The organism is Rossellomorea sp. GCM10028870, assembly GCF_042666755.1.
GTDB lineage: Bacteria > Bacillota > Bacilli > Bacillales > Bacillaceae_B > Rossellomorea.
Genome location: NZ_JBHTGN010000005.1, coordinates 227228 through 240490, shown reverse-complemented (window position 1 = coordinate 240490; position 13263 = coordinate 227228). Strand labels below are relative to the sequence as shown.

Below are 13263 nucleotides of genomic sequence, written 5' to 3'. Positions count from 1 at the left end.
TCTTGCGATCGGCTCGCAAGACTTTATTTATATTAAATCACTTTGTACTCGGCTTTCATTTCCTGGGATTGATTATGAAGAAATTCTCTGATTTCTTTTTTAGAAATTCCGGCGTCCAGTGCTTGTTTGATAAGTTCCATCCATTCAAGATCAAGTTCACGATTTGTCAATATAAATACCCTCCCAAAATACATGTATGTATTCCAGGCAATCCAGCCATCATAGTTCTCAAATAACCACACCTTCTACATTCATATATTCAACATGTTTGTGAAGATATGCCTACTCTATAACCTTAGATCTGTGACTTTGCGTCCTCATCTTTCAATAAGTTTGCCTTTATCTGACTCTTCCCTTCGAACTACTTCGATTATACTAATAAAAGTTCCTTTCATTTGTTGTTTTTTGTCAATTCCGTCAATTTAATTTACACTTTTTTCCTACACTTTAACCCATATTCTGACAATATCAAAATATTAAGCGTCTTTTTATTAGAATATCTTGTTAGTATTTGTCGTAAAACTACGAATACATGCTATTTTTATAGCTTTCCAGCTTTTTTCTTAAAGGGAGGACTTTTTCATTAATACTTTGGTAATTACTAGGATTATAGAACGCATGGTTAGATAAGTCAAATCCGCATGTGGGGCAGATCCATTCGCCCGATTCAGTACTACTGTAGGATGGTCTGGTACAGCGGTTGCAGGTTTTTTTGTACATAACATCACCTCTTATTAATATGTCTCTTTCTTTTTTCGTATAAATCTATTTAGAAATATTAAAAGTAACCCTGCAGTAATAAAGGAAATCCCTAAAAATAGTAATTTATACATATCGGTCGCAGTATTTGGTAAATTCAATCCCTTTGATGATAGTGGTTTTGAAGGAAATGTGCTTTTATCTGATTCTGACCTATCAATAATTGGTGTGGTAGAATCAGTATCTTCTGAAGGCTGTGGGGCTAAATTGGATTCTGCCGATATAATGATCTCAAATAGTGCTGAAGTATTTTGATACTCGTTCCCCAGTTCATAGGGAATCATAATTGAAAACATTAAATCTTTCCTTTCACCTTTTTTCAATAATTTCGGTGAAAATCCGTTGAAATTTTTTAGTTTATCATCAAATAGTAAATTTGATGAACTATCCGTATAAACCATTAAATCTAATTCATTAAAAAGCTTCTTATCAGGTTGCTTACTGTTTACTTGAAAAGTATAGCTTATGTCTTCAGTTCCTCCATTTTTAATCGTTAACGTTTTTTCCGTCCAATCCCCAGGTTTCATATTATCTATTTTAAAAAGAAATACTTCATCAGGGATAACTATCAGATCTATTTCGTTCGCTGTAGCCTTTTGTATATTCACTAATCCTGAATAAATGAAAACTACAGTAAATAAAATGATTAGTTTTTTAGAATTCATATTTTCATCCCCTATAATATATGAATATATACTTAATTAATGTTGATTGTTACTGTTTTGTTCTTTTTAAAGAACTTATTAATTCATTATAAGATTCAAATTCTTAATTTGAAATCCTCAAATACATCCAATACACAACTCTAATGAGCAATTATCGGTCATTCTCTCAAAATTGCTTTGTTTTATTAACTTTTTTGTATTTTATAAAATACATTTTGTTCTATATAATGAATTAAACTGTTATAAAGGGAGTAATATTCATGGTAGGTGAGCGGATTAAGAATCTGCGTGAGCAGAAAGGTTTAACAATTAATGAATTAGCATTACATTCTAATGTTTCTAAGTCTTACATTAGCTCCATAGAAAGGGGGCTGCAGAAAAACCCCTCTATTAAGGTATTAAAAAAAATTGCACTTACTTTGGATACTTCTTTAGAAAATATAACCTCTGCGCATAATAAAGTAATTATTCTTGGTGAAGAGTGGATTGAACCTCTTGAACATGCTATTGAGCACGGTTTAACCAAGGAAGAATTTCATGACTTCCTTTCTTTTGTACAATATAAAAGGAGTAAGCATAACAATGAATAGACTACTATTAGTTACTGGATCCATTCTTCTATTAATAGGAATAGGTTGTTCCGTTCTCGCTATTTCGGAAATGAATAAGCAGGAAGAGGCTCAGATGGATTCTTTAAAAGAGGCGAAGAGTTTGGTTCTAAAAGATTCTGAGGAGAATTCCGGAAGTCTAGAATCAGTCAAAATGGAATATCACTTTGAAACCGGTGATGTGATAGGGCTTTTAAATATCCCAAAATTAGGGCGTGAAGTTCCAATCATCTCAGGTACCCATGAAGAGGACTTAGAAAGAGGAGTTGGTCACGTCTCAACAACTAAACTTCCTGGGCAACAAGACCGAATTTTTCTTGCTGGTCACCGGGATACCGTGTTCAAACAAATGGGGGAGCTAAGAAAAGGGGATACCTTATCTATTCAGTTGAAGACTGGTGTATATGAATATGAGATATATGAAACGTTCATTGTGGATGAGACTGATCTTTCCGTCCTTGAGCCAACCTCTCCAGAAGAAATCCTCACCCTTTCCACATGCTATCCATTCGAATACCTTTCAAGTACAGAAGAGCGTTACATCATCAATGCCCGAAAAGTAAATTAAAGCGCAGAAAGCTAATAGCCTCTGCGCCCCACTACTACTCGTCCTTATTATCCTGATCTTGCATATCTAGATCATCTTCTACAGCGTCTTCTTCAGGCGTGTTTTCATCCTTCGCTGCATCTTTGTCCCCTGGCTCGTTCTTATCTTGGGACTCATCCATTTCGTTATTACCCATATCGTCATTCTCATTCATGCCGTCATCTTCCGGCATTTCTTCTTCCGTTGGTGCCTCATCTTCCGGAGGAGGCTCCTGGTCTGCGTTACATCCTACAAGAAGCATGGCAGCAAGTGCTGATCCACCAAGAATTGAAAGTAATTTTTTGCTCATGATGTATTACTCCTTTCTAACGTGTACGTTAGTTAATGTAAGACCGTTACTTTGGTCTTTCGTTAGCATTCCCTGAAAATGAATTAACTTGCATTTTGAGAGCAATTTTTTGGAGAAATTATATTTGAGAAGCGTGAAAGTGATTTAACAGAAAACTGGGCCTGAAGTGAACGAAATCACTCCAAACCCAGTTTACATATTGACTATTCTTGTTTATCTCCCAGAGCAAACATCATTTCCAATTCGCAGGCAACCTCACCATCAACAGTCGCCACGCCTTTTCCTTTACCGATCGGTCCTTTAAAACGGATCATTTCCACTTCAAGTCTCAGCTGGTCTCCCGGCTTTACTTGACGCTTGAAACGACATTTATCAATGCCTGTAAAGAAGGCTAAACGTCCACGGTTATCTTCCACTTTCAGCATGGCAACAGCTCCAACCTGAGCCAGCGCCTCAACAATCAGCACACCTGGCATAACAGGATATTCAGGAAAATGTCCATTGAAGAACTCCTCATTCGCCGTCACATTCTTAATCCCAATCGCTTTCTTGCCTTCTTCCACTTCAAGGATCCTATCCACCAACAAAAACGGATAACGATGGGGAATGATTTCTTTAATCTGATTAATATCAAGCATTCAAAATTCCTCCTACCAATATGTATGTACACCTTATTGTATCTAAATTGATTGTATAAAGGCAACTTGGAGAGGGACGGACCTCCCAAAACTGCACATCTGCTTTAAAAGCTATGGAGTCGGGGTTCTTTCATGGAGAATTGCAAATTCAAGGTCCGTCCCCAGATCCACTAAATCTAAACCCCGTAGAAAAAGGATCGCCTCTATATACAAAGAGTGCAATCCTTCGAATATTTTCGTTATTTTCGATGACACTGGCGATGATCTATTGGCAGGTTTTCTGCTTTTTGAAAGGGACGGACCTCGAATACCAAGCTTCATCACAATGAAACCCCGAGATTTCAGGAATCTTTGCCATAAGCTAAATATTTCGAGGTCCGTCCCTCAAAAGGTTCTCAATGAGTTAATTTTTTTTGACGATGTCGATGATGTGCTGCCAGGTTTCTGCTTTGAATACGTCGGCTGCTTTGCCGTCTCCGATGCCTGCGAAGCCAATGACGGCACCCAGTACGAGACTTCCTGCAAGAAGAAGGATAAACAGAAGGATTCTCAGCCAAATCGGTAGCATGCGTACACGCACCCAGCGCGTCGGTTTGGTTTCGTCCTTTTGCTTCGCTTTTTTTTCTGTTTTTACTGATTCTCTTGTCGTTTTCTCTTCTTGTAGTAGCTCTTTTTCACTCATAGCATTTAACTCCTTTTAGCGTATCCCATTTACAAGACCCATCATTTGATCTGCAAGGGAGATCGAGCGGGCCTGAAATTGATATGATCGTTGGACATTCAGCATGTCCGTCATTTCTTTACTGATATCAACGTTCGATGCCTCTAATGAATTCTGGATCATTGAAATATCAGTTCGTGCTCCTCCAACGACGTTCGTTACCACTTCATCCTCCGTAACACCAAGCCCGGCCAGGTTCTCTGCGAAACCTAACAGATTACCTCCAAACTGCTGAAGGAATTGAGGCTTTTCAACCGTGACAATTCCCATATTGAATTGCTGTTGACCGCCGCCAGAATCCGTAACCGTCAGGATGCCGTTATCCCCTAACTGAAAAGAAGACGCCTCTTCAGAAAATGTAATAAAGTCATCATTCTCATCCAGGATTGGCAAGCCGCTCCCGTTTACAAGCATCGCTTCGCCATTCCCGGTTGAACTGACAAAGAATGCCCCGTCTCTCGTAAAGCGCACTGCACCACCGTTGTCACCTTGAGCTAGGACTTTAAAAAACTGTCCCTCACTTGTTAAAGCAAAATCCAGTTGGCGACCCGTTGATTTCAACGATCCCTGGTTTAAGATCAGTTGAGATTGTGAAAGCATTGCACCACTGCCTTCCCTTACTCCTAGAGGGGTAAGCCTGCCCGTTTCAAACTTATCTACACGCTGATTCTTAACCTGCTGCACAAGAAGCTCAGAGAATGTCGCTTCACGTCGCTTGTATCCATTTGTATCTGCGTTCGACAGATTATGACCAATCATGTCCATTTGTTTCTGCAATTGACCTAATGTGTTGGTTGCTGTAATCATCATTCGATTCATGACATGTTTCCCCCCTATTATAAGGTATTCAGTGGCGAAATTCATTTACAATCTTTAACTATCAGTTGACACGTCCGATTTCATTGGCTGCTTTTTCCATACTCCGATCATACGCTTGAAGGACTTTTTGATTTGCTTCAAAGGCTCTGTACGCTGATAACATATCCGTCATCGTGCGGGAAGCATCCACATTAGAGCGCTCAAGGAAACCCTGCTTGGTGGTAAAAGATACATCGTTTTCTTCATAAGCATTTGGAAGAGGCACATTGCCTTCTGTCGTAAATAATCCATCTCCCTGTTTCACAAGTCGATTGGGATTGTCTGAATAGCCGACGCCTAAAGAAGCCACGATGTTTTCACCGGCTACAATCTGCCCTTTTTCCCCAATAGTGAACCGTTCACTGTCCAATCGAATACGCTCACCATTATCATCCAGAATATAAAAACCACTGTTCGTCGTTAAAAAACCGTTCCCATTCAAAGTCAGATTGCCGTTTCGTGTATAGCGAGGATTCCCATCCGCACCTTCCACCGTGAGAAAAACGGATCCAACCGATCCTGTTTCCTCATTTGTCGGCATGGACACGGACACGTCCAGTAGTGCAATGTCCAGGTTTCTTCCTGTTTCCTGAAGGTCTCCCTGAAGAAAAGAAGGAATCGCCTCTTGCATATACACACCCGTATTGAGAGCTCCGACCTTATGATTAAAAGGAAGGGAGAGTGCTTTCTCTGTCGGGATGGATGTAGAATCCATGCGTTCGAGGAGCATTTTGGGAAATGCCCGCATCGATGCCTGATCCGCTTTGTAGCCAGGGGTATTCGCATTCGACATATTGTTCGTTAACATTTCAGTCTTGCGTTGTTGAGAAAGCATTCCTGATGCTACTGTATAAAATCCGCGAAACATGTTTTTCACCTCATAACTGTTTACCGTTTTTATATCGGATGAATGGTGACATATTTTTATAAGAGAAAGTTATCCAATTCGTCTTCTTGAAATTTTATCGATATTTTCAAGCATTAATCCGGTTCCAACCGCTACACAATCCATAGGGTTTTCAGCTATCAGTACTGGTACTTTCAGTTCTTCTGCAAGAAGGGTATCCATTCCGTGAAGAAGTGCGCCCCCGCCTGTTAAAATGACTCCTCGGTCAATAATGTCCGCTGATAATTCTGGCGGAGTCTTCTCAAGAACATTTTTAGCAGCCTGTACAATGACTGCCACTGATTCTCGAAGAGCCCCTTCAATTTCCGTGGAAGTCACGGTAATGGTGCGTGGAAGACCTGATACCATGTCACGACCGCGAATACTCATTTCCTTACGCTCTTCATCAAATGTTTCTGAGAATACCGTACCAATATTCACCTTGATATCTTCAGCAGTACGTTCCCCGATGAGAAGCTTGTACTCTTTTTTAATATAGTTCAGGATTTCGTGATCAAACTTATCTCCGGCCATTTTAATGGACTGACTCGTCACGATGTCCCCCATGGAAAGAACCGCTACGTCCGTTGTTCCTCCACCGATGTCAACGACCATGTTTCCGGTAGGATTGAAGATATCCATCCCTGCTCCAATGGCTGCCACTTTCGGTTCTTCTTCTAAGTAAATCTTCTTTCCACCGCTCTTTTCAGCCGCTTCCCTGATTGCCTTTTGCTCGACGCTCGTGATGTTCGTTGGGCAGCAAATCAAGATTCTTGGCTTAGAAAGAAACCCTTTTACATTCAATTTATTGATAAAATGCTTCAGCATCGCTTCTGTTACATCAAAGTCAGCAATAACCCCGTCTTTTAACGGACGAGTCGCCACAATGTTTCCAGGAGTACGCCCAACCATACGACGCGCTTCCTCTCCTACTGCTAATACTTTACCTGTATTCTTGTCCAAAGCCACAACCGATGGCTCATTCAAAACAATCCCTTTTCCTTTAACATGAATTAAAACATTAGCTGTACCAAGATCAATCCCAATATCTTTCGCGAACATCTTGTGTTTCTCCCTTCTTCTTCTACAAATTCATCATCATTTTCATCTATAGTTTCATCTTTATGTCATTACGTAAAAACGTTAAGGCAAAACTTTCACCTAATTAATTATTTTACCATAAATATGTCGAATGTAGGTATTGTATGTCAAAAAAATGTATTGATATTGTTATTTATTTGGAAAAGTATAGGGATTTAGGAGGGGAAATGTTACAGGGATGTTAAGGTTTGGTGAAGTTGGGGTGGGATTGGGGTGGTTGTACCTGGTACAATTGAGGAGTTTTGTGCCTGGTACATTCCAGGGGTTTTGTATCTGGTACAATCAGTTCTTTGTTTAACAGTTAAAATAATCCATAAATTTGTCTGTTAATTTTCACGGATTTCTAACAGGCATAATACAATAGAAATTCAACTGTTAAAAAAACTCGAAAATTCATCAGACAAAGTCGCTAGAAATAACCGTGCCATTCCCTCCCTCAAAAAACAAAAACACACCAAGCGTGACCCATTTTTCTGGGGCTTGGCGTATTTTGGTTAGCTGTGGAGCTCTTCTTTTTTGTATTTTTGCTTCGTCGCTTCTCCACCTCGTAGATGCCGGATAGATTTATGATAATCAAGTATTGTTTTGACTTCATTTGCGAGTTCTGGATTAATTTCTGGCAGTCGTTCTGTTAGATCTTTATGGACAGTACTTTTGGACACGCCAAACTCCTTCGCAATTACACGAACAGTTTTTTTCGTCTCCACGATATACTTACCAATCTTGATTGTTCTCTCTTTGATGTAATCGTGCACACCACTCGACCTCCCTAAATTGGATGTGAGAAGTGTGAAATGAGACTCGCTTTCGCATCAATGAAATAGTATAGACCCCTTGCACATAGGCAAACGGCAGAAAGCCTTATTTATGACGGCAGCTTCCTGATGTTACAACGTATAATCAAATATTCAGCTGATGATCAATGGTATAATGACGATTCCTCACCTCAAACACTCTCTATTTTGATAGGTTTGTATCATTTTATTAGCTTGTGCCCACATATATGCACAAAAAACACAATAAGGACAAGGTTTGAGGTTAATTTTCTGAAAAATCACTCTTAGGGACGGACCTTCATATGGTTTTCGGAGGAAAACCGACCTCGTAAATGTGCCATCCTTCACCCATTACCCCGGCTGACCCGGACCAACTCCCCCCAGGTTTCCACCCTTCGATCTTTTAACAGCTCCAATAATTCCACAAATAAGTAAGCCGTCATAAGGGCATCGTTTAACGCCCGATGTCTTGGGTACAACCGAGTCCCGAACATCTGGGCATATCGCTCAAGATCTCTCATATCGTAAGAGGGCGAAAGATATCCGATTAGATTAAGTGTGTCCAGGCTCGGTGCCATCTGAAGATGAAGTCCGGCTCGCTTCAGTTCACTCTTCAGCACGAGTTCATCAAAGCTTACGTAGTGTCCAACCAGACTATTCACACTTTTTCCTCCTATAAAGGTGAAGAAGTCACGGATGGCATCCGATGCTTCCGGCGCTTGTTCGACATCTTTAGACTGAATTCCCGTAAGCTGGATTATTTCCTGAGAAATGGGTCGATGAGGATTGGAAAATGTCTGAAATGTGATGTTTTCCTTTACCTCATACCCTTTTACTTTAACCGCTCCGATTTCCAGCATCCGGTCCTCCGCTCCGACGCGGAATCCTGTCGTTTCCGTATCAAAGACAACAAACGTAAGATCTGCTATTTCACTGTTGAGCGGGATGGAATCATAGTGGAGCGGACACTCGATCTTTTTCTTTGAAAAAATGAAAACCTTCACTTCCCTTCTACGTTAAGGAGTAATGAGATAGCATCATTTGTTGAAATTCCCGTATCGTTTTCACACTTTTGTACAGGTTTTCTTTTTTACGGGTGGAGAGTGTGGAGAGGTGTACCGTATCTCCCTTATTTTTCCTCTTTAACTCTATATTGAGCTTTATTACTTCCTGGAAAGCTTCTGATAATTCTTCTGCAAAATCCTCAGAAATAGATCGCTTCTTTGTTAAAAAATCGATTTTCTCCCTAGTCGATCCGGAGGTATTACCATGAGCAGCATTCAATATCTGCAGAGCATGATGAAAAGGGAACAGAATATTTTTCTTAATAGATACCGTTTTTCGATCCATGCCTAATATTGAGCGAATGGATGAGTGAAGAGCAGGCACTGGCTTGGATTTTTCGACTTGGGCCAGTCGTACCAATAATATTTTCGAACTGCGGAGCTGATCTTTTATAGCGTCTTCAAATGTCGACTGAAGCGTTTCATCCCCATCTAAAAATCGATATGAAAAGAAGTTTTGTACCTTCAATAAGGTATCCTCTGACGAATGGACAGACCATTCTCTCAACCTTTCCTGCCAGGAACCCACACTCCCTGACCACGCTTTCTGATTCGCCATCATTCTTCCTTCACAAAGACGCAGTCCTGCCTTTTCCAATTCAACGACGACTTTTTCAGCAAAATCCCAGAAATAGTCCACCGCTTCTTTACTATGTTTTTCATAAACGAGGAAATGATCTTGGTCGGTCAACATAAACTGCTCTTTCCTACCTGCTGAACCCATGACATAAAATGCATATGAGCAAGGTCTATCCCGTCCTTCCTGAAGCAATTCTTCCTCAACCTGCTTTAGGATCCGCTGATAAATACGATCGAATAGCCCTGACATGAAATCGAGAATGTGGAATACCGGAGCATGCGCATTCCAAAGACTCGATAACATGGACTCTGCCATCGGTTTAACCTTCTCCAGTGGAAAATCCTTGTTCTCCAGTTTCCTTGCACTCGTCAGGGCACCTATATGGTTCGCCTTCATTACATCGTGGAGGGTGATGATGCCGATAGGTCCGTCCCTCTCCTTATCCCCGACAACGGGCAGGTGTTTGATGGAGTGATCGATCATGGTGGCGAGGGCTTCGTACAGATAGGCGTCACGGGTGATGACGATTGGATTGGGGGTCATGGTCCCGTTTACCGGTTTGGTGAGAGGGACGGACCTTGCAAGGCATCTGGAGACGAGGTCTCTTTCTGTCAGTATTCCTGCAATGCGATTGTTTTCCAGTATGATGACAGAGCTGACCCGGTTTTCTCCCATGGCTCGAGCTGCATCCCCCAGGGAATCATCACTCCTGACAGTTACAACTGAATTTGTCATGACATCACTCACACGTTTCAGAATCGTTGTCCGCTCTTCAAGCCCGTGCGCCACTCCCACTTGCTGAGACAAGGAATAATAAACATCCTGAAGTCGTTTTGATGTTTCTTCTAATAAAAAATTCTTCAAATAAGGTTCATTCCAATAGTTTTTTAAACTAGTATATGGAACGAGGCAGAGCTGACAGTCCTCTTTCGCCTTGACCTCAACCGAAGAATAAACACTCTCCTCTACCGTTGTATTCAGAACAGAGTACAGACTTGATAAGCCGACTATTCCGTCCTTAGAAATCATCTCAAGAATCTCTTCTTTTTCCTTAGGGACAACCACCGCTACCTCTCCATTAATCACAAGGTAGAGTCCTAATCGGTGTTCAAAGCTTTTCAGAATAGTAGAGTGCTTTCCCACCTCAAGCCACTTACACTCGGAGAAAAGGGAAAGAGCCGTACCCCGCTCCATCCCCTTGAAGAAGGGATGAAGGAGTACAGCTTCTTGAAATGATCCGTCAGGCTTTGAAGTCGACATCGTCGTTCACCCAAACTTCTCCGTCTTTAAAGGTCATTTGTTCCGGGTAACGGAGATCCATTACCTCTTCTTGAATCTTTTGAGACGGTGCTTTCGTCATCAGTGACACGACGATATTGGCAATCGTTGCGGCCGTTGCGCCAAACACTCCTGCCCCCGTATCAATGATGCCGAATAGGGTAACTCCTGATCTTGCCAGGAAGATATACGTAAGGGTTACCCCTAACCCCACAAGCATCCCTGCAATAACCCCTTGGGCATTGGAGCGTTTCCACCATACCCCGAGTAAAAGTGCCGGGAAAAACGTTCCGGACGCCAGTGCGAAGGCCCAGGCGACGATCTGGGTGATAACCCCTGGGGGATTGAGAGCCACAATCCCGGCGAGCACCGTTGCAATGACGATCGACCAACGGGCAACTGCCAGACGATTTTTCTCTGTCGCGTTTGGCTTGAATACACGATAGTAGATATCATGAGCAAAGGAAGAGGATATCGCGATCATCAATCCGCCTGCCGTCGATAACGCCGCTGCCATGGCACCAGCCGCTACGAGACCGATGACGAATACGCCTAAATTCGCAATTTCCGGTGTGGCCATGACCACGATATCATTCGAGATGATGATTTCCTTCCACTGTAGGATTCCATCTCCATTTGCGTCTGCGACCTGTAATTTCCCCGTATCCACCCAGGATTTCGTCCAGGAAGGCAAGTCACTGATTTGACTGCCCGCAACCTTTGTCATTAGAATGAAGCGTGAGAATGCTGCATATGCAGGTGCTGATAAATAGAGAAGTCCGATGAAAAGGAGTGCCCATGCTCCTGACCAGCGAGCCGCCTTCATCGTAGAAACCGTATAGAATCGAACGATTACGTGTGGAAGTCCCGCGGTCCCTGCCATCAACGTAAACATCAGAGCCATGAACTGCCACTTCGTACCGTTAGTAAAAGGAGCGAAGTATTCCGAGACCCCAAGCTCACGATCGAGCTCCCCGATTTTCCCTACCAGTTCCCCATAGGAAATCCAGGGTGCAGGGTTTCCGGTAATTTGTAACGACATGAAAATAACAGGAATTAAATAAGCGATAATAAGAACAACATACTGAGCAACCTGCGTCCACGTGATCCCCTTCATCCCACCAAAAGCTGCGTAGAAGGCGATGAGCACCACTCCGATCATCGTACCGACTTTGGCATCGATTTCGAACAAACGACCGATTACGACCCCGGAACCTGACAGCTGACCAATGGAATACGTAAAACTGATAATGATTGTGCAGATGGCGGCAATGACGCGGGCCGTGTGGCTGTTATACCGGTCCCCGATAAATTCCGGTACCGTATAGCGACCATATTTCCTAAGCTGTGGGGCAAGTAAGAAGGTTAACAGTAAATATCCTCCCGTCCAGCCCATTATGTAGGCAAGTCCATCATAGCCGAGGATCATGACGGTACCAGCCAGTCCAATGAATGATGCTGCACTCATCCAGTCTGCTCCGATGGCCATCCCATTAAAGATCGGCGGCACTCCCCGACCGGCTACATAGAAGTCCGATGTCGCTTTCGCTTTGTTATAAACAGCAATTCCGATATATAACGCAAACGTCAACAGAATAATCGACGTTGATACTAAAAACTGAGTATCCATTTATCGTTTCCCCCTGCTCTATTCTATATATTTGGTTGAAGCCGTTTAATGGTCCAATGTCTTTCCGTAGCTGATCTGCTCATTTTTACTTTCATCAATTCCATACTTCTTATCGATTCCATCGCTTACCTTCGCATTTACGTAGAGTAATATGATGAAAATGACAATCGACCCTTGAGCACCCATAAAGTAGTGAAAAGGAAAACCATTGAGGGTGACCGTTGACAGGCTTTCGGCAAACAGGACGACTCCAAAGGAAGATACGAGCCAAATCACTAAATACAGCGCCATATAACGGTTCTTTTCTTTAAAATACTGATCCGCTTTTGCTCTATCAATCTTCTTCATTTATGTAACCCCTTTTCAAGCTCATTATTTTAAACTGAAAATAAATTTCACGGTCTCAAAAAACGGAACCGGGACCATGGCAATCTGAACAATAAAGTAAATGAATAAAGACAAGAATGGAATGGTTAAGAAGAAAGCCCGTTTCTTTCTCAGTGCAAGAAAAATACTTCCCCCTGTTATGAGTAAAATAGCGATGAAGTAAAGCAACGTTTCACCTCCTGTTTTTGTAAGCGCTCTCTAAACGTTCCTTGATCATACAACCTCCCATTAATAAAGATTAAATTTTCTGAAATTTTATTCATGCCCTCATTATCTTTTTTGGAAAAAGGCAGGTCAATAAAGAAAAAACGACAATTGTCCATTTAATTTTTTTATTTAAATAAAATCATTTTACTAAAATAAAGATATAGGGAACTGTGATTGCATTAGTAGATTGAAGTAGCATGGAAATATTT

General features: G+C 41.7%; 16 protein-coding genes and 1 riboswitch. Of the genes, 2 read left to right on the top strand and 14 right to left on the bottom strand.

The annotated features are described in order from the left end of the window. Positions 1 to 32 precede the first annotated feature (32 nt). Positions 33 to 170 (bottom strand): anti-repressor SinI family protein, encoded by a 138-nt coding sequence (locus ACFQWC_RS19655; RefSeq protein ID WP_299744151.1) that lies wholly within the window; start codon positions 168 to 170, stop codon positions 33 to 35. 33 nt (positions 171 to 203) lie between these two features. Beyond that, positions 204 to 348, bottom strand: a riboswitch (cyclic di-GMP riboswitch). Between the two features lie 386 nt (positions 349 to 734). Then, positions 735 to 1424, bottom strand: coding sequence for a TasA family protein (locus ACFQWC_RS19650; RefSeq protein ID WP_377108869.1), 690 nt, complete (start codon positions 1422 to 1424; stop codon positions 735 to 737). A 260-nt stretch (positions 1425 to 1684) separates the two neighbouring features. Between ACFQWC_RS19650 and ACFQWC_RS19645 the strand changes: the two genes are divergently transcribed. Together ACFQWC_RS19645 and ACFQWC_RS19640 are read left to right on the top strand one after the other, a co-directional pair. Further along, entirely contained in the window at positions 1685 to 2014 is a 330-nt protein-coding gene (locus ACFQWC_RS19645; RefSeq protein ID WP_299744147.1) for an XRE family transcriptional regulator, read from the top strand. Next, entirely contained in the window at positions 2007 to 2600 is a 594-nt protein-coding gene (locus tag ACFQWC_RS19640; protein WP_299744145.1) for a class D sortase, read from the top strand. The genes ACFQWC_RS19645 and ACFQWC_RS19640 overlap by 8 nt, the downstream gene beginning before the upstream one ends. A gap of 34 nt (positions 2601 to 2634) precedes the next feature. On the opposite strand, the gene ACFQWC_RS19635 is transcribed toward ACFQWC_RS19640, so the two are convergent. The 12 genes from ACFQWC_RS19635 to ACFQWC_RS19580 all read right to left on the bottom strand — a co-directional run bounded on the left by ACFQWC_RS19635 (position 2635) and on the right by ACFQWC_RS19580 (position 13015). After that, positions 2635 to 2928 carry a hypothetical protein gene (locus tag ACFQWC_RS19635; RefSeq protein ID WP_377108868.1) on the bottom strand — a complete coding sequence of 98 codons (294 nt, stop codon included), beginning with the start codon at positions 2926 to 2928 and terminating at the stop codon, positions 2635 to 2637. A 203-nt stretch (positions 2929 to 3131) separates the two neighbouring features. Further along, a complete protein-coding gene (fabZ, locus tag ACFQWC_RS19630; protein ID WP_377108867.1) occupies positions 3132 to 3566 on the bottom strand; it encodes a 3-hydroxyacyl-ACP dehydratase FabZ in 435 nt (144 codons plus the stop codon). Positions 3567 to 3969: 403 nt separating this feature from the next. Then, entirely contained in the window at positions 3970 to 4248 is a 279-nt protein-coding gene (locus tag ACFQWC_RS19625; RefSeq protein ID WP_299744135.1) for a DNA-directed RNA polymerase subunit beta, read from the bottom strand. A 15-nt stretch (positions 4249 to 4263) separates the two neighbouring features. After that, positions 4264 to 5106, bottom strand: coding sequence for a flagellar hook-basal body protein (locus ACFQWC_RS19620; RefSeq protein WP_377108866.1), 843 nt, complete (start codon positions 5104 to 5106; stop codon positions 4264 to 4266). Positions 5107 to 5167: 61 nt separating this feature from the next. Next, positions 5168 to 6013 carry a flagellar hook-basal body protein gene (locus ACFQWC_RS19615; protein ID WP_377108865.1) on the bottom strand — a complete coding sequence of 282 codons (846 nt, stop codon included), beginning with the start codon at positions 6011 to 6013 and terminating at the stop codon, positions 5168 to 5170. A 69-nt stretch (positions 6014 to 6082) separates the two neighbouring features. Then, the gene (mreB, locus tag ACFQWC_RS19610) at positions 6083 to 7093 is read right to left on the bottom strand and encodes a rod shape-determining protein (RefSeq protein WP_299744126.1); all 1011 of its coding nucleotides are present in this window, start codon (positions 7091 to 7093) and stop codon (positions 6083 to 6085) included. Between the two features lie 533 nt (positions 7094 to 7626). Beyond that, positions 7627 to 7887 carry a sporulation transcriptional regulator SpoIIID gene (gene spoIIID / locus ACFQWC_RS19605; protein WP_032086905.1) on the bottom strand — a complete coding sequence of 87 codons (261 nt, stop codon included), beginning with the start codon at positions 7885 to 7887 and terminating at the stop codon, positions 7627 to 7629. 365 nt (positions 7888 to 8252) lie between these two features. Beyond that, positions 8253 to 8912, bottom strand: coding sequence for a 3'-5' exonuclease (locus tag ACFQWC_RS19600; protein ID WP_377108864.1), 660 nt, complete (start codon positions 8910 to 8912; stop codon positions 8253 to 8255). 7 nt (positions 8913 to 8919) lie between these two features. Then, a complete protein-coding gene (locus ACFQWC_RS19595; RefSeq protein ID WP_377108863.1) occupies positions 8920 to 10812 on the bottom strand; it encodes a DUF294 nucleotidyltransferase-like domain-containing protein in 1893 nt (630 codons plus the stop codon). Then, complete coding sequence (locus tag ACFQWC_RS19590; RefSeq protein ID WP_044339976.1) at positions 10793 to 12460, bottom strand: sodium:solute symporter family protein; 1668 nt, start codon at positions 12458 to 12460, stop codon at positions 10793 to 10795. Before ACFQWC_RS19590 ends, ACFQWC_RS19595 begins: the two co-directional genes overlap by 20 nt. A gap of 45 nt (positions 12461 to 12505) precedes the next feature. Beyond that, complete coding sequence (locus ACFQWC_RS19585; protein ID WP_299744107.1) at positions 12506 to 12808, bottom strand: DUF4212 domain-containing protein; 303 nt, start codon at positions 12806 to 12808, stop codon at positions 12506 to 12508. 24 nt (positions 12809 to 12832) lie between these two features. Then, a complete protein-coding gene (locus ACFQWC_RS19580) occupies positions 12833 to 13015 on the bottom strand; it encodes a hypothetical protein (RefSeq protein ID WP_299744105.1) in 183 nt (60 codons plus the stop codon). Between the last annotated feature and the right edge of the window lie 248 nt (positions 13016 to 13263).